The sequence below is a fragment of the Paraburkholderia sp. WC7.3g genome (genome assembly GCF_050436345.1).
Classification (GTDB): Bacteria; Pseudomonadota; Gammaproteobacteria; order Burkholderiales; family Burkholderiaceae; genus Paraburkholderia; species Paraburkholderia podalyriae.
Genome location: NZ_JBNDMA010000002.1, coordinates 4,117,895 through 4,134,169, shown reverse-complemented (window position 1 = coordinate 4,134,169; position 16,275 = coordinate 4,117,895). Strand labels below are relative to the sequence as shown.

The window sequence follows — 16,275 nt, the reverse complement described above, 5'->3', positions numbered from 1 at the left end:
TGCTTTTGCGCGCGCTGCTCAAGCCAGTTCCCGCTTACCAACCGCCCCAACGCGCCGCCAGCGCTGCCAGCACCGCGATCCCCGCGGTTTCCGTGCGCAGCACACGCGGACCCAGGCCCACGGCGGTAAAGCCCTGTTCGACGGCGGCGGCTTCCTCGTCGGCGGAAAGTCCTCCTTCGGGGCCGATCAGCAGTGTTACGCCGCCGTGCGGCGGCGCGTCGGGCAACGCTGCAAAGCCGATGTTCGCGCGCGGCGACAGCAGCAGGCGCAACTCGTCGGGCGCGGGCTCGCGCGGCAGCGTATCAAGCCACGCGCCTAGTTCCCGCACCGGCATCACCTCCGGCAGACGATTACGCCCACACTGCTCGCACGATGCCCGCACCACCCCCTGCCAGTGCTGCTGCCGCCGCTGCGCGCGCTCGCCGGTGAGCCGCACGACGCAGCGAGCGGTCGTGAGCGGCGCGAAGCCCGAGGCGCCGAGTTCGACCGCCTTCTCGATCAGCCAGTCCATCTTGTCGCCGCCGGCAATGCCTTGGGCGAGCATCAGCCGATACGGCGGCTCGACCTCGACCGCGCGAAACTCGCCGATTTTCACGCGAGCCGAACGGCGTTCGACCTCGACGAGTTCGGCGCTGTATTCGCCGCCCTGGCCGTTGAACAGCACGAGCGAATCGCCAGGCTGTAGGCGCAGCACGGCCACGTGGCGCACCACGTCGTCGGGTAGCGCGATCACGTCGTCGGGGTAAAGCGGCGTATCGACCAAAAAACGGGGCATCGACGAAAGACTCTCGAATTCAGGAAAGGTGGCGGGCAAGTGCCCAGCGATAGCCGTCGATATCCTCGACCTGCGCGAAGCGGTCGCCCCAGAATTGGTCCTGCGGTTCGCTCAGCGACCTGGCGCCGGCCACGAGCGCGCGAGCATACACGGCGTCGACGTCTTCGACATACACATAGAACGATTGCGGCGCGATCGTGTCTGCGCTTTTCGGCGTCTTCGCGGTCGAACCGAACGCGCCTTCGGGCGCGAACATCACGATCAACTGGCCTTGATAGGTCATCTCGACGTGCATGACGACCCCGTCGTCCTGCACGCTGTCGCGCACTTCGAAGCCGAACGCCGCCGAAAAGAAAGCCGTCGACGCGCGCGCGTCGCGCACCGTTAGATAGGGGGTCAGCCAGGGCACACCGGCGGGGCGGGGGGCGGTCATGGAGTTCTCCGGAGCTCGTGGGGCGCGAGGCCACTGTTGCAGTTTACGGTCGGGCGCGGCATGCGGACATCGCTCGAACCGATTCGCACACGGTGTCCACGCTTCAAATGGACGACTTCATCAATGGGCTCAGTTTATCGCGCACCGATCGCGCTGCCCAGAATAGCCCCGCGTGCAGGGCTGGTTCGTAATGGCGCAGCGAATCGATGCCGCGCGCGGCCAGACGCCCGGCCAGCGCGTCGGCGCTCAGCGCGGCGGGGTCGAGCGTGTCGCTGGCGATAGATCCTATGAAGCATCCAGGTCGTCGACTGGCTAACGCCTAAAATCGGCGTACCGAGGTTTGCTCACGGGAGAGCATCATGCGTACAGATCAGGGATACACGCGTACTGCGGAACCGGCGCTGGCGGTGTCACTCGAACTCGCTGCGGCGAAGTGGAAGGTAGCGTTGCACGACGGGCAGCGGGAGCAGCCGGCGGTGTACACCGTAGCGCAACCGCAAGCCCCCGCGCGCCTACAGGCCGTGCTGGAAGTGATCGAACAACAGAAGCTGAAGTGGTCGCTGCCCGCGGGCGTGCACCTTGTCGTGAGTTATGAAGCCGGCCAGGACGCGTTCTGGATCTATCGGGCGCTACGGGCACGCGGTATCGAGTGTCATGTGGTCGATCCAGCGAGCATTCCGGTCGAGCGCCACAAGCGGCGTGCCAAGACTGACCGGCTTGATGCAATCAGGCTGGTGATCAGCCTGCGCGCGTGGCTGCGCGGCGAGCGCGACCGCATGCACGTGGTGCACGTGCCGTCACCGCAGGACGAAGCGTCCCGCCATCTGATGCGCGACCGAGGGGAACTGCAGAAAGAGGTGCTACAGCATCGTGACCGGATGCGCAAACTGCTTGTCACGCTCGGCTGCTGGGATGAGGTTGACCACAAGGCCTTCGCCGCCCGCCTCGCCCGTGACCAGGTGCGGTGTCACGACGGTGCGCCACTGCCGCGCGAGCTGCGGGAGCGGCTGCTGCGCGAGTGCGAACGGCTGGCGCTGGCCGTGCAGCAACTCGCGGCACTCGAGAAAACGCAACACGCTGGCCTGCCCGCACCCGCACGCGGAGCTAAAGTCGGAAGTGGTGTACGGGGGAGTTGAGGCGGGAGATTGTAGGCGGTGGAGGTTTCAGCTGAGAATCTGATTGTCGAAGTCGGAAACCAGCAAACAACAAACCATCCACCATGAACAAGTTTACGGAAAAAGAAGTCGTTGGTCTATCGGGAGCCGGTCTGGGTCTGGACGAACTGGTGCGGCACGGAGCCCGGCAGGTGATCCAGCAGGCGATCGAAGCCGAGCTCGCGGCGCTGCTGGAGCGGTTCGAGAACGTCAAGACCTTGCACGGCCAGCGCGCCGTGGTGCGCAACGGCTATCTGCCTGAGCGCGAAGTGTTGACAGCGGCTGGGCCAATTGCCGTGAAGGTCCCGAAGGTTCGCGATCGATCAGGATCTGGTGTGAAGTTCAATTCGTCGATTGTGCCGCCGTATGTGAGGAAGTCGCCACGCGTGAGTGCTGCGCTGCCGTGGCTGTATCTGAAAGGCATCTCGACAGGCGACATGAGCGAGGCTCTGAGCGTCCTGCTAGGCGAAGATGCCAAGGGTCTGTCGGCCAATGTGGTGAGCCGCCTGAAGGCGCAGTGGGCCGACGAACATGCCAGCTGGAGCCAACGTGATCTGTCGAAATCGCACTACGTGTATTGGTGGGTCGACGGGATCCACACGGGGCTGCGAAGCGAGAATTCGGACGGCCAGTGCCTGCTGGTGATCATCGGCGTGAGGCCGGATGGGCGCAAGGAGCGCGTGGCGATCGGCGATGGGTACCGGGAGTCAAAGGCGTCCTGGCAGGAACTGCTGCTCGACCTGAAATCGAGAGGCCTGCAGGCTGGTCCGCTGCTGGCGATCGGCGACGGCGCGATGGGCTTCTGGGCCGCGCTGGAAGAAGTGTTTCCTGCGACGCGAGGCCAGCGCTGCTGGTTCCATAAGATGGGCAACGTGCTCAATGCGCTGCCGAAGTCGCAGCAAGGCAAAGCCAAAGCAGACCTGCAGGCGATCTGGATGGCCGCGACGCGCGCTGACGCATACGCCGCCTTCGATCGTTTCGTGACGGTCTACGCGGCGAAGTATCCGAAAGCCACCGAAACGTTGAAGAAGGACCGGGAAAGCCTGTTGGCCTTTTACGATTACCCGGCGGAACACTGGCAGCATCTGCGCACGACAAATGCGATCGAGTCGACGTTCGCGACCGTGCGCCACCGCACCACGCGTACGCGCAACTGCGTGTCGCGAGCGACCTTCCTGGGCCTGGCATTCAAGCTGATCGAGGAAGCCGAGAAAACCTGGCGCCGTATCAACGGCCCTGCACAGATCAAGCTGCTGCTGGAGGGCATTGCCTTCAAGGACGGCGAACAGGTGAAAGACGATCAACGGGTTCAGCAGAAACTCGCCGCCTGAAAGCGCCTGCCTTCAAGTTGCCCATACACCACTCTTGACGTTAGCTCCCGCACGCGAAAGGATCGATCTTCTGACGCAGCTAAATGGCATTGGCCCGGTGGGTGGCTCGCGTCTAGCGCTCGAGCTGTTCTGGCGGGACTTCCATAACCGGCGCGAAGTTGGGGCCTGCGTAGGGCTGGTTCCACAACCCTACGACAGTGGCGAGAGCCAGGTGGACCAGGGGATCAGCAGGCAGGGCAACCGTCGCGTGCGCGCACTGCTGATTGAGATGGCGTGGTGCTGGATCCGTTACCAGCCTGGCAGTGCACTGGCGCAGTGGTTCAACCAGCGCACGCAAGGCACGGGACCGAATCGCCGCGTGCGGCGCATTGCGATCGTCGCAGTAGCACGACGCCTCGCGATCGCGCTGTGGCGCTACTTGAAGGACGGCGTGATACCCGAAGGCGCACAACTGAAGTCAGTCTGAGCCCGAAAGGTATCGCGACAACGCAATCAAGGGTGGAACGATACCTGTCGATCGAGAGTTTGAAGTGAACATGCGTGAACATGCCCGTGTTGATGGCGGGTTGCTAACGCGACCGATTAAACAGATGGGGCATGCTCCCGGAACAGGTTCCGGCGTAACGCGCATAAAGGATGAGGCTGGCCATACGCCAGCGGATAGAAGTTGGTGAGACGTTGCTGTCTTACGCGCGCGATAAGCGGCTTCAGGCTAACGACGTTGACCGGACTGTAGCCATGGTTGAAGTTGAGGGCGGTGGGAATCCGCCGGACTATGCCGCGAAAATGCGACTTGTATGGCGGCGAGCGCCATCACTCGCGCTTGCCGCCATACGCCAGCATGTCACCACTTTGCAGCGAGGAGAAAGAGACTTGACCCATCCTTTGTAAGCCAGTTCGCAAATGGCCTTGACAACTTTCTGCTCATAGAAGCCATCATCCACAGCGAGCCGTAGAGCGGCACGAAGGTGCTCAGTGTGCGCACCTGTGCGAACGCGGCGCACAGATCGTCGAGCAGCGCGGCGATGCGCGGCGCGTGGTAGTACGGCGAGCCGAGATGCAGCGATAGCAGCGCGTCGGCGCGCAGCACGCGCTTTAACTGCGCGTAGAAGGCCGGTGTGTACAGGCCGGCCGCGGGCGAGTCGGGTGGCGTCAGGTCGAATACGATGAGGTCGAACTGCACGGCCGGCACACGCATCGCACCGTGCGTCGCGCCGGCCGCCGCCGCGACATAATCCGCCGCATCGCCGATCACGAGCTCGACGCGTGGATCGTCGAACGCGCCGCCATGCACGTGTGGCAAATGTTCGCGTGTGAGCCGCACGACCTCGGCATCGAGTTCCGCGACGACGATCCGTTCGATGCCCGGATGCCTGAGCAGTTGCCTCGCGGCCCCGCCATCGCCACCGCCGAGCACCAGCGCCGCGCGCGCTGCCGGATGCGCGAGCGCGGCCGGATGCACCATGCATTCGTGATAGATGAACTCGTCGCCGGCGGACGTCATCGGCCGGCCGTCGAGCGTGAACAGGGCGCCAAGTTGCGGCGTGTCCCAGATCTCGATCGTCTGATGACGCGACTCGACACGCTCGACGAGGCGCGCGTGAGGAAAGCCGTAGACGGCGTCGGGACAAGGCTGGAACAACAGGGGGGCATTCACGGCGGACGGGCTCGATCGGCAGCGTGGCGGAAACAGCTGCTCGAATTGTAAATGCCGTCGCGTGGTGGTGTGCGTTGAACCACGCGGCCAGTCGGCTTTGGGGCCGGCTAGGGGTTGACCTTCTGCTAGAATGTAACGCTTTCAGCCTTGTCCGCTTGCTCTGCCCGTTTCGCGTCTCCTGGCGCCGCATCGTGCGCCGTAGCGAACTGACCGCCGAGCTTCCGGGCCACAAGCGCGCCACCGCTTTCTGACTCTGTCTCCGGACTCGACATGACGACCCCGTCTCCCGCACCCACCTCCCTGATGGCTAACGCGATCCGCGCGTTGTCCATGGACGCCGTTCAAAAGGCGAACTCCGGCCACCCCGGCATGCCGATGGGCATGGCCGAAATCGGCGTCGCCCTGTGGTCGCGCCATCTGCGCCATAACCCGAAGAACCCGCAATGGGCCGATCGCGACCGCTTCGTGCTGTCGAACGGTCACGGCTCGATGCTGCTGTACTCGCTGCTGCATCTGACCGGCTACGATCTGCCGATGGAAGAGTTGAAGAACTTCCGCCAGCTCCATTCGAAGACGCCGGGTCATCCGGAATACGGCATCACGCCGGGCGTCGAGACGACCACCGGCCCGCTCGGCCAGGGTCTCGCGAACGCGGTCGGCATGGCGCTCGCCGAGTCGCTGCTCGCCACCGAATTCAACAAGCCCGACGCGAAGATCGTCGATCACCACACGTACGTGTTCGTCGGCGACGGCTGCCTGATGGAAGGCATCTCGCACGAAGCGTGCTCGCTCGCGGGCGTGCTGAAGCTGAACAAGCTGATCGCGTTCTACGACGACAACGGCATCTCGATCGACGGCGAAGTGGTGCACTGGTTCCACGACGACACGCCGAAGCGCTTCGAAGCGTATGGCTGGCACGTGATCCCGAACGTGGTCGGCCACGACGTCGACGCGGTCGACGCAGCGATCAAACAGGCGAAGCAGTCGGACAAGCCGACGCTGATCTGCTGCAAGACCGTGATCGGTGAAGGCGCGCCGACCAAGGCGGGCTCGCACGATTCGCACGGCGCGCCGCTCGGCGACAAGGAAATCGCGGCGACGCGCGAAGCGATCGGCTGGAACTGGGAGCCGTTCGTGATTCCGCAGGAAGTCTACGCGGCATGGGACGCGAAAGAAGCGGGTGCGCGCTTCGAAGCGGACTGGGACGAGGCGTTCGTGGCCTACGCGGCGAAGTATCCGCAGGAAGCGGCCGAATTCAAGCGCCGCAGCGCGAAGCAGCTGCCGGCGGACTGGAAGGACAAAGCTCACGCGATCATCGCTGGCGCGAACGAACGCGCGGAAACGGTCGCCACGCGGAAGGCATCGCAGCAGGCCATCGAAGGCCTGTCGGCCGTGCTGCCCGAACTGCTCGGCGGCTCTGCCGACCTGACCGGCTCGAACCTGACCAACTGGAAGGCCGCGAAGCCCGTGCGCGTGAACGCCGAAGGCCGTGCCGCCGGTAACTACGTGAACTACGGCGTGCGTGAATTCGGCATGAGCGCCGCGATCAACGGCCTCGCGCTGCATGGCGGCTTCAAGGCATTCGGCGGCACGTTCCTGACGTTCTCCGACTACAGCCGCAACGCGCTGCGCGTTGCCGCGCTGATGAAGTCGCCGTCGATCTTCGTATTCACGCACGACTCGATCGGTCTCGGCGAAGACGGCCCGACCCACCAGTCGATCGAACACGTCGCGAGCCTGCGCCTGATCCCGAATCTGCAAACGTGGCGCCCGGCCGACACGGTCGAAACCGCAGTGGCCTGGACCCATGCGATCGAGCATGAAGGTCCGTCGTGCCTGATCTTCAGCCGCCAGAACCTGGCGTTCAACGAACGCACCGACGCGCAGATCGCTAATATCGACAAGGGCGGTTACGTGCTGCGCGATTGGGATGAAGAGATCGTCGCGCGTAAGATCATCCTGATCGCGACGGGCTCCGAAGTCGAACTCGCGATGAAGGCCGTCGAGCCGCTCGCGCGCGAAGGCATCGCGGCACGCGTCGTGTCGATTCCGTCGACGACCGTGTTCGACAGGCAGGACGCCGACTACCGCGAGCGTGTGCTGCCGCACGGTGTGCGCCGCGTCGCGATCGAAGCGGGCGTGTCGGATTTCTGGCGCAAGTACGTGGGTCTGGAAGGCGGCGTGGTCGGCATCGATACGTTCGGCGAATCGGCCCCGGCAGGTGTGCTGTTCAAGCATTTCGGTTTCACCGTCGAGCACGTCGTGGCGACGGTCAAGGCCGCGCTCGGCTGATGGTTGCGTCGCGTTGCCGTCGCGCCCCTCGTGGCTGCGCGGCAGCGCACCGAACCGGATGTCGGACCAGCGGAACATGAACGGATTTTTTAGCCATCAGGAGATAAATCATGACGATTCGCGTCGCAATCAACGGCTACGGCCGGATCGGCCGCAACACCCTGCGCGCCTTCTATGAAAACGGCAAGAAGCACGATATTGAAATCGTCGCCGTCAACGATCTGGGCGATGCTAAGACCAACGCCCACCTGACGCAGTACGACACCGCGCACGGCAAGTTCCCGGGCGACGTGTCGGTGGACGGCGACTACCTCGTCGTGAACGGCGACAAGATCCGCGTTCTGGCGATCCGCAACCCGGCCGAACTGCCGTGGGGCGAACTCGGTGTCGACGTCGTGATGGAGTGCACGGGCTTTTTCACGACAAAGGAAAAGGCGAGCGCGCACATCAAGGGCGGCGCGAAGAAGGTCATCATCTCGGCGCCGGGCGGCAAGGACGTCGACGCGACCGTCGTCTACGGCGTGAACCACAACGTACTGAAGGCTTCGGACACCGTCATCTCGAACGCATCGTGCACGACCAACTGCCTCGCACCGCTGGTCAAGCCGCTGAACGACAAGATCGGTCTCGTGAACGGCCTGATGACGACGATCCACGCGTACACGAACGACCAGGTTCTGACCGACGTGTACCACGAAGACCTGCGCCGCGCGCGTTCGGCTACGCATAGCCAGATCCCGACCAAGACCGGTGCGGCATCGGCGGTCGGCCTCGTGCTGCCCGAGCTGAACGGCAAGCTCGACGGCTACGCAATCCGCGTCCCGACGATCAACGTGTCGGTCGTCGACCTGTCCTTCATCGCCGCGCGCGATACGACGGTCGATGAAGTCAACGCGATCATGAAGGAAGCGTCGGAAGGCGCGCTGAAGGGTATCCTCGGCTACAACGACGCACCGCTCGTGTCGATCGACTTCAACCACAACCCGGCTTCGTCGACGTTCGACGCGACGCTGACGAAGGTGTCGGGCCGTCTCGTGAAGGTGTCGAGCTGGTACGACAACGAGTGGGGCTTTTCGAACCGCATGCTGGACACGGCTGTCGCGCTCGCGAACGCGAAGTAAGTTTCGGGTTTCACGCTACATGAAAAGCCGCTCCTCGGAGCGGCTTTTTTTGTCTGCGGTTTTTACCGCCTACGGCGTCGGGAAATAGACGCCGGCGCGCTGTGCGGCGTTCGCGATGTGCGTCTCGATTGCCTTGCCTGCGGCGAGCGAATCGCGGGCCTTCAACGCGTCGAGAATCGCGCGATGCTCGGTGTACGTGGACAGCACCCGCTCGCGCCGGTAGAACGGCATGCGCTGGCTTTCCTGCATGATCTCGGCGCTGCTGCGCAGGATCGACTCGATCGCCGCATTGCCGGCGATGCTGACGATGCGCATATGGAACGCGTAATCGAACCGCGCCGCTTCGTCGAGTTCCTCGCAGGCGAGCGCGCTTTGCATCGCGGTGATGTTCTCCTCGAGCCACGCGAGGTCATCGTTGCTGACCGCGAGCGCCGCCATGCGCGCGACGAAGCCTTCGAGCGCATAGCGCATCTGATAGGTGTCGGGCAGCGACGACTGTTCGGCGAAGCGCCACGCCTGCGCGTTTTTCGCCTGCGCGCTTTCCACGTACACGCCCTTGCCGGGGCGGATCACGAGCAGGCCGAGCGCCTCGAGCGTGGACAGCGCCTCACGCAGCGACGCGCGGCTGATCGACAGTTCATCTGATAGCTGGCGCTGCGCCGGCAGCAGGCTGCCCATCGGATAGACGCCCGCTTCGATGCGTTCGCGGATGGTCGCGATGGCCGCGTCGGTGACGGTGTGCGGGACGTTTTTCATGACGGCTCACTCGGTAGCGTGGTCTGACCGCAATTCTAATACGTGCTCGTCGAAGACGTGCCGCACGGCGCCCGACTCCCAAATCCGACCCGAAATCGCGGAGAAAAACAACGGGTAAACACTGTTCGACGAGTTCTTGACGGGAGTATATCGGCTTCCTACTATTCGCCATAACAGTGCTGGTCGGACCAGTCTGAACAGAGTCACCGAGACAACCATCCGCAGGAGGAAGCCGTGTTGAAATTCTTCAATTCGCTATTTGGCCGGGTCGTGATAGCGCTCGTCGTGGGCATCGTGCTCGGTGCCGTGTTTCCGCATTTCGCGCAGTCGCTGCGGCCGCTTGGCGACGGCTTTCTGAAACTGATCAAGATGGTGATCGGGCCGATCGTATTCTGCGTGGTGGTGAGCGGCATGGCGCACGCGGGCGATCTGCGCAAGGTCGGCCGCGTCGGCCTGAAGGCGGTGGTCTACTTCGAGGCGATGACGACGATCGCGCTCCTGATCGGCGCGCTGCTCGCTTACGCGACGCGTCCGGGCGCCGGCATGAACGTGAATCTGAATTCGCTCGATGCGGCGTCGCTCGCGACCTACACCGAGCACGCGAAAAGCCTGAAAGACACTGCGGGCTTCCTGCTGAAGATCATCCCCGAGACGGCGATCAATGCGTTCGCGACCGGCGACATCCTGCAGATCCTCGTGTTCTCGGTGCTGTTCGGCTCGGCGCTGTCGCTGCTCGGCAAGCGCGCGCAGCGCGTGAGCGGGCTGATCGATGAACTGGCGCAGGTGTTCTTCCGCGTGATGGGCTTCATCATCAAGCTCGCGCCGCTCGGCGTGCTCGGCGCGATCGCGTTCACGACCGGGACCTACGGCGTCGAGTCATTGAAGCAGCTCGGCATGCTCGTGCTGGTGTTCTACGCAAGCTGCGCGGTGTTCGTCGTGGTCGTGCTCGGCGCGGTGATGCGGCTCGCCGGCTTCAGCATCTTCAAGCTGATCGGCTATCTGCGCGAGGAACTGTCGATCGTGCTCGGCACCGCGTCGTCCGACGCCGTGCTGCCGCAGATCATGCGCAAGCTCGAATGGATGGGCGTCAAGGATTCGACGGTCGGCCTCGTGATTCCGACCGGCTACTCGTTCAACCTCGACGGTTTCTCGATCTACCTGACGCTCGCGGTCCTCTTCATCGCGCAGGCGACCAACACGCCGCTGTCGATCCATGACCTGATCGTCGTCGTGCTGGTGTCGCTGGTGACGTCGAAGGGTGCGCACGGCATTCCGGGCTCGGCGATCGTGATTCTCGCGGCGACGCTCTCCGCGATTCCCGCGATCCCGGTGCTCGGTCTCGTGCTGATCCTGCCGGTCGACTGGTTCGTCGGCATCGCGCGTGCGCTGACCAACCTGATCGGCAACTGCGTCGCCACCGTGGTGGTCGCCGTGTGGGAAAACGATCTCGACAAGGCGCGCGCGCATCGCGTGCTGAATCGCGACGCGGCGCTGCGCTACGTGCCCGCCGTCGACGACACGCCCGTCGAGCCGGCTGCGGCCGAACACGCGCCCGCAGTCTGATCGCGGTGCGCCGGCTCTGGTCTGACTGGACCAACCGGCATCGTTTCAGACAGCTCTCGAGCTCTTTTCCCAAGCCGACGGATGCCGTGGCGCCATCGGCTGTTTCCGACCTCTTCGACACTGACCGACATCATGGCCAATCCGATCCTCGACCCGAACGCTCCCGCCTTCACACGCCGCTACATGAACCTCGCCGATCCGCGCCTCGGCGCGAAAGCGCTGTTCGCCAGCGACGAATTCTTCGCGCCGAAAGAGCGCATGCTCGAGCCGCAGCCGGCGGTGTTCATCCCCGGCAAATACGACGACCACGGCAAGTGGATGGACGGCTGGGAAACGCGTCGCAAGCGCACGACCGGCCACGACTATTGCGTGATCCGCCTCGCGCGGCCGGGCGTCGTGCATGGCGTCGATCTCGATACGAACCACTTCACCGGCAATTTCCCGCCGGCCGCGTCGATCGACGCCTGCCATAGCGACGCCGACGTGCCGCCCGACCACGCCGACTGGCAGCCGCTGGTGCCGGCCACGACGCTTCAGGGCAACCAGCATCATTACGTCGAGGTGAAAGACGCGCGCCCGGTCACCCATCTGCGCGTGAATCTTTATCCGGACGGCGGGCTCGCGCGACTGCGCGTGTACGGCCAGCCGCAGCGCGATTGGGGCCGCGTCGAGCGCGGCGCGTTGCTCGACCTCGCCGCGATCGAAAACGGCGCGTACCTCGTCGCCGCGAACAACCAGCATTTCGGTCCGGCCTCGCAGATGCTGATGCCGGGGCGTGGCGTGAACATGGGCGACGGCTGGGAAACGCGGCGGCGTCGCGAGCCGGGCAACGACTGGGCGATCGTCGCGCTGGCGCGGCCCGGCGTGATCCGCAAGATCGAAGTGGACACCGCGCACTTCAAGGGCAACTTCCCGGACCGCTGCTCGCTACAGGCGGCATCTGTGACCGGCGGCACCGACGATTCCCTCGTCACGCAGGCGATGTTCTGGCCGGTGCTGCTCGGCGAACAGAAGCTGCAGATGGACCACGTGCACACGTTCACGGACGATATCGGCTCGCTCGGGCCGGTCACGCACGTGCGCTTCAACATCTTCCCGGACGGCGGCGTGTCGCGCCTGCGTCTGTGGGGCGAGATCGTTTAACACAAGCAACGTAATGGAGCGGCACGCATGAAGAGCCTGCAGATGGAACGCCTGACGCGCGCGGCGTTCGCGCCGTTCGGCGACGTGCTCGAACTCGAGGGCGCGCGTCATTTTCCGATCAACGGCGGTACGACCGAGCGTTATCACGACCTGGCGCACGTCGACGTGATGGAGCAGGGCGGCCGGCCGCTCGTCAACCTGTTTCGCGCGCAGCCGCGCGCGCTGCCCGTCGAGATCACGATGATGGAGCGGCATCCGCTCGGCAGTCAGGCTTTCATTCCATTACGCGCGGGCCGCTACCTGGTGGTGGTCGCGCCGGCCGGCGAGTTCGATCCCGCACGGATGCGCGCGTTCTGGACCGACGCGTGGCAGGGCGTCAATTACGCGAAAGGGGTCTGGCACCATCCGCTGCTCGCGCTGGATCAGGTCAGCGATTTCATCGTCGTCGATCGCGGCGGCGACACGCCGAATTGCGACGAACTGCAGTTGGCCGAGCCGTGGCGGCTTGCATTCGAGCCGCGCGTGGAGTTGATCGGCTAGCGGTGCGTGCGGCCGCCTGAATTAAAAAGACCCGGACGATCCTCATCGGCCGGGTCTTTTCCGACTTGCCAGGCCGCATGCTCCGATGCGACCCGCCACGCATCAGTGCTTGCGATGCGGGCAATTCTCCTTCGTGCACGCCCCATACAGTGCCAGCGCGTGTTCCTGCAGCTTGAAGCCGCGTGCCTTGGCAATGGACTGCTGTCGGCTTTCGATCTCGGGGTCGAAAAATTCTTCGACCAGCCCGCAATCGAGGCACACCAGATGGTCGTGGTGCGTCCCTTCGTTCAGCTCGAACACCGCCTTGCCCGATTCGAAATTGCTGCGCGACAGCAGGCCGGCCTGCTCGAATTGCGTCAGCACGCGATACACGGTGGCGAGACCGATATCGAGTTCCTCGTGCAGCAGGTTGCGGTATACGTCTTCGGCGGTCAGGTGACGCACCGGGCTATGCTGGAAAATCTCAAGGATTTTGAGGCGCGGAAGGGTCGCCTTGAGCCCGATATTCTTGAGATCGGTTGGATTGGTCATGACAAGGGATCCCTAGAGTACAATGCTGGGCTCTCATAGTAATGTGTTTTGCCGTTCAGGTCATTTTCGATGGAATGAGCGTGGCCCGCAAGCGGGCCCGCACGGTGAGTGAAATGATTTCTAAATCTCAATTGATCTACCGGGGGAGCCGCATGCGGGGTACCTTGATCGCTGTTGCGACTGTCGCGGTTCTTGCCGGATGTTCCACGTACGACAGCCTGACGCAGCGCGTTGCCCAACGCATTACGCCGTATCGGATTACGGTCGTGCAAGGTAACTTCGTGTCGCAGGAAATGGCCGACCAGATGAAGGTCGGCATGTCGCGCCCGCAGGTGCGCCAGGTGCTCGGCACGCCGCTGTTGACTGACATGTTCCACGCGGATCGCTGGGATTACGTGTTCTATTTCAAGCGCGGCAACACGTCGATCGTTCAGCAGCGCGACTTCGTCGTGTTCTTCTCGGGTGACATCGTGACCCACTGGACGGGCGGCGAGGATCTGCCGACCAATCTCGAATTGCTGGCTGAAATCGACGGCGACCGTAGTGGCCGCCGCCCGAACGCGACGCCGCCGCGCGCGGCGAGCGCGGCCGAGGCCGCCCACGCCGTGGCCGCCAGCGACGCAGCCGCCGCCAGCGCAGCCGCTGCCGCCGCGGCCCCGGCCACGGTGGATACGACGCGCTCGCCGTCGGTCGAAGGCGCGCAGCAGGCCGCGACGCCGTCCATGGACGCCAACGCGGAAGCCGCCCAGGCCGCCAATCGCGCGACGAGCGCGGTGTCGACCTCGAAGGGCGCGCCGTCCGTGCGTTCGGGCGTGCCGAGAGCGAACGCCGGCGGAATTCCGACTCAAGGTCCGACGTCCGGTGGCCAGCCGCAGTTCCAGTTCAAGCGTCCTCCGCCGCCGGCTCCGGACAACGAGAGCAACCCGGTCGGACCGACGGGCTCGCAAAGCAGCGGCAACGCGACGCCGAACGGCTCGCCGTCGACGTCGGGAACGAGCAACTGATCTGCATGTCGGGGCTGTGAGGCCGGCTGCGCGCCACGTGTGCGGCGCCCGCAGGTTGTGGGTTTGTCCGGCGCCAGGTGAGGCCGGAAATGCGCTGCCTGGGCCGCTTGATGTGTTGCCGCAGTGGGCCGCCGCAGCGCTTCAGTCGCACACCTGAGCGAGCCATCACGGGCGGCCGCCCACATCGGCTCCGGGAGCGAGCCGGCTGGTTTTGCCGCCGGATTTTGCCGCCCGCCGCCGCTTGTCCCTATATCGACGGGACGCATTCCCCGGCACACTGGTCGGTGCATTCGCCGGGCCGCGTTTGCCGGGCTCCATCCCGGTCGACTCTTTTCGAATCCTCATCGTCATGAAAATTGCCATTGCAGGCGCATCGGGCCGTATGGGCCCCATGCTGATCGAAACCGTCCTCAACGATGCCGACGCGACGCTGTCCGGCGCGCTGTGCCGCACGGGTGCGGCGCAGCTCGGTCAGGACGCCGGCGCATTCCTCGGCAAACAGACCGGCGTGCCGCTGTCCGACGACATCGAGCGTGTGTTCGCCGAATCCGACTACCTGATCGACTTCACGCGCCCCGACGCGACGCTCGCGCATCTCGAGGCTGCGCAGCGCCACGACGTGAAAATGGTGATCGGCACGACCGGCTTCGACAACGCGCAAAAATCGCAGATGCGCGCGGCGGCGCAGAAGATCGGCATCGTGTTCGCGTCGAACATGAGCGTCGGCGTGAACGTCACGCTGAAGCTGCTCGAATACGCGGCGCGGCACTTTTCGACCGGCTACGACATCGAGATCATCGAGGCGCATCATCGTCACAAGGTCGACGCGCCGTCCGGCACCGCGCTGACGATGGGCGAAGTGATCGCCAACGCGCTCGGCCGTAATCTCGACGACTGCGCGGTCTACGGCCGCGAAGGCGTGACCGGAGAGCGCGATCCGTCGACGATCGGCTTTTCGGCGATTCGCGGCGGCGACATCGTCGGCGATCATACGGTGCTGTTCGCGGGCATCGGCGAGCGCATCGAGATCACGCACAAATCGGCGAGCCGGCTGTCATATGCACAAGGTGCGCTTCGTGCTGTACGCTTCCTCGAAGGCCACGACAACGGCTTCTTCGACATGCAGGACGTGCTCGGACTGCGTTGAGCAAGGCCCGTTGCGCATAGGCGGGGCGGCGCATCCTGAGCGCGCCCTCCCGAAGTCACTTTCCCACGGCGAGGTCAGATGGCAGGCAGCAGCGGAATCATCCATTACCTGCAAACGAGTGACGCGATCACGCATGGCGTCGCCTATGTGCTGCTGGCCATGTCGATTGCGAGCTGGTGCTTTCTGATCGTCAAAAGCTGGATTCTGACGCGCGCGAAGCGCCAGTCCACGCGGGCGATCGCGCGCTTCTGGCAGGCGCCGACGCTCGCCGAAGGCGTCGCCGTACTGCGCCGTATCGACCGCGAGCGCGTGTTCGCGCCGCTCGCCGAAGCGGCGCTCAATGCGGCCGAGGTCGACATTCCAGGCGCGCTGCTCGCGCGCGTCGAGCGCAGTGAACGGGTGCTGCGCGCGCTGCGTCAGGCGCTCAACGCGTCGCAGCGGCGGCTCGAGTTCGGTCAGGTGCTGCTTGCGTCGGTTGGCAGCACCGCGCCGTTCGTCGGTCTGCTCGGCACCGTGTGGGGTATCTATCACGCGCTCGGCAGCATCGCGGCGAGCGGGCAGGCGCAGATCGAGAACGTCGCGGGACCGGTCGGCGAGGCGCTGATCATGACGGCATTCGGTCTGGTGGTCGCGATTCCAGCGGTGCTCGCGTACAACGTACTGGGCCGCCTCGTGCGGCAATTGTCCGAGGAACTGGACGGCTTCGCGCACGATCTGCATGCGTACGTCTGCGCCCCGGCCGAACACGCGCCGACGGCGCCGCGCGCGCAGCAGGCGGCGCACGAGGCGCACCGCTGACGTGTCACGCACAGCAGGCTCGGCGCATCG

General features: G+C 64.7%; 14 protein-coding genes and 3 pseudogenes. 11 read left to right on the top strand and 6 right to left on the bottom strand.

All coding sequences use genetic code 11. The features are described 5' to 3' along the window. Window positions 1-34 precede the first annotated feature (34 nt). The 3 genes and pseudogenes from OKW43_RS30670 to OKW43_RS30660 form a co-directional block, all read right to left on the bottom strand. Window positions 35-775, bottom strand: a complete 741-nt coding sequence (locus OKW43_RS30670; RefSeq protein WP_187636682.1) for a 16S rRNA (uracil(1498)-N(3))-methyltransferase — start codon at window positions 773-775, stop codon at window positions 35-37. 19 nt (window positions 776-794) lie between these two features. Further along, window positions 795-1,208, bottom strand: a complete 414-nt coding sequence (locus OKW43_RS30665) for a VOC family protein (RefSeq protein WP_187636681.1) — start codon at window positions 1,206-1,208, stop codon at window positions 795-797. A gap of 103 nt (window positions 1,209-1,311) precedes the next feature. Then, window positions 1,312-1,485: pseudogene (locus OKW43_RS30660) on the bottom strand (polyamine aminopropyltransferase); the annotation flags it as partial. Between the two features lie 82 nt (window positions 1,486-1,567). Here OKW43_RS30660 and OKW43_RS30655 point away from each other — a divergent pair. The 3 genes and pseudogenes from OKW43_RS30655 to OKW43_RS30645 all read left to right on the top strand — a co-directional run. Continuing rightward, window positions 1,568-2,308 (top strand): annotated as a pseudogene (locus OKW43_RS30655) (IS110 family transposase); the annotation flags it as partial. Window positions 2,309-2,427: 119 nt separating this feature from the next. Next, window positions 2,428-3,693 carry an IS256 family transposase gene (locus OKW43_RS30650; protein WP_429444807.1) on the top strand — a complete coding sequence of 422 codons (1,266 nt, stop codon included), beginning with the start codon at window positions 2,428-2,430 and terminating at the stop codon, window positions 3,691-3,693. A 43-nt stretch (window positions 3,694-3,736) separates the two neighbouring features. Beyond that, window positions 3,737-4,159, top strand: a pseudogene (locus tag OKW43_RS30645) (transposase); the annotation flags it as partial. Between the two features lie 378 nt (window positions 4,160-4,537). On the opposite strand, the gene OKW43_RS30640 reads toward OKW43_RS30645, so the two are convergent. Next, on the bottom strand, window positions 4,538-5,350 hold the full coding sequence (locus OKW43_RS30640) for a polyamine aminopropyltransferase (RefSeq protein WP_429451546.1): 813 nt from the start codon (window positions 5,348-5,350) through the stop codon (window positions 4,538-4,540). A gap of 270 nt (window positions 5,351-5,620) precedes the next feature. On the opposite strand from OKW43_RS30640, the gene tkt reads away from it, so the two are divergent. Both tkt and gap read left to right on the top strand, forming a co-directional pair. Then, complete coding sequence (gene tkt, locus OKW43_RS30635; RefSeq protein WP_187635848.1) at window positions 5,621-7,642, top strand: transketolase; 2,022 nt, start codon at window positions 5,621-5,623, stop codon at window positions 7,640-7,642. Between the two features lie 110 nt (window positions 7,643-7,752). Next, window positions 7,753-8,763, top strand: coding sequence for a type I glyceraldehyde-3-phosphate dehydrogenase (gene gap / locus OKW43_RS30630; RefSeq protein WP_187635849.1), 1,011 nt, complete (start codon window positions 7,753-7,755; stop codon window positions 8,761-8,763). A gap of 69 nt (window positions 8,764-8,832) precedes the next feature. On the opposite strand, the gene OKW43_RS30625 is transcribed toward gap, so the two are convergent. Next, entirely contained in the window at window positions 8,833-9,519 is a 687-nt protein-coding gene (locus OKW43_RS30625; RefSeq protein ID WP_429451542.1) for a FadR/GntR family transcriptional regulator, read from the bottom strand. 234 nt (window positions 9,520-9,753) lie between these two features. Between OKW43_RS30625 and OKW43_RS30620 the strand changes: the two genes are divergently transcribed. From OKW43_RS30620 to OKW43_RS30610, 3 genes are all read left to right on the top strand, one after another. Beyond that, on the top strand, window positions 9,754-11,082 hold the full coding sequence (locus OKW43_RS30620) for a C4-dicarboxylate transporter DctA (protein WP_187635851.1): 1,329 nt from the start codon (window positions 9,754-9,756) through the stop codon (window positions 11,080-11,082). A 132-nt stretch (window positions 11,083-11,214) separates the two neighbouring features. After that, on the top strand, window positions 11,215-12,225 hold the full coding sequence (gene alc / locus OKW43_RS30615) for an allantoicase (protein WP_429451540.1): 1,011 nt from the start codon (window positions 11,215-11,217) through the stop codon (window positions 12,223-12,225). Window positions 12,226-12,252: 27 nt separating this feature from the next. Further along, entirely contained in the window at window positions 12,253-12,765 is a 513-nt protein-coding gene (locus OKW43_RS30610; RefSeq protein WP_429451537.1) for an ureidoglycolate lyase, read from the top strand. Between the two features lie 102 nt (window positions 12,766-12,867). On the opposite strand, the gene fur is transcribed toward OKW43_RS30610, so the two are convergent. Beyond that, entirely contained in the window at window positions 12,868-13,296 is a 429-nt protein-coding gene (gene fur / locus OKW43_RS30605; RefSeq protein WP_027198845.1) for a ferric iron uptake transcriptional regulator, read from the bottom strand. Window positions 13,297-13,448: 152 nt separating this feature from the next. On the opposite strand from fur, the gene bamE reads away from it, so the two are divergent. The 3 genes from bamE (at window position 13,449) to OKW43_RS30590 (ending at window position 16,245) form a co-directional block, all read left to right on the top strand. Continuing rightward, window positions 13,449-14,300: an outer membrane protein assembly factor BamE domain-containing protein gene (gene bamE, locus OKW43_RS30600; protein ID WP_429451825.1), complete on the top strand. Its 852-nt coding sequence runs from the start codon at window positions 13,449-13,451 to the stop codon at window positions 14,298-14,300. 349 nt (window positions 14,301-14,649) lie between these two features. Further along, window positions 14,650-15,447 (top strand): 4-hydroxy-tetrahydrodipicolinate reductase, encoded by a 798-nt coding sequence (dapB, locus tag OKW43_RS30595; protein WP_187635854.1) that lies wholly within the window; start codon window positions 14,650-14,652, stop codon window positions 15,445-15,447. 78 nt (window positions 15,448-15,525) lie between these two features. Beyond that, window positions 15,526-16,245 carry a MotA/TolQ/ExbB proton channel family protein gene (locus OKW43_RS30590; protein ID WP_187635855.1) on the top strand — a complete coding sequence of 240 codons (720 nt, stop codon included), beginning with the start codon at window positions 15,526-15,528 and terminating at the stop codon, window positions 16,243-16,245. Window positions 16,246-16,275: the final 30 nt, after the last annotated feature.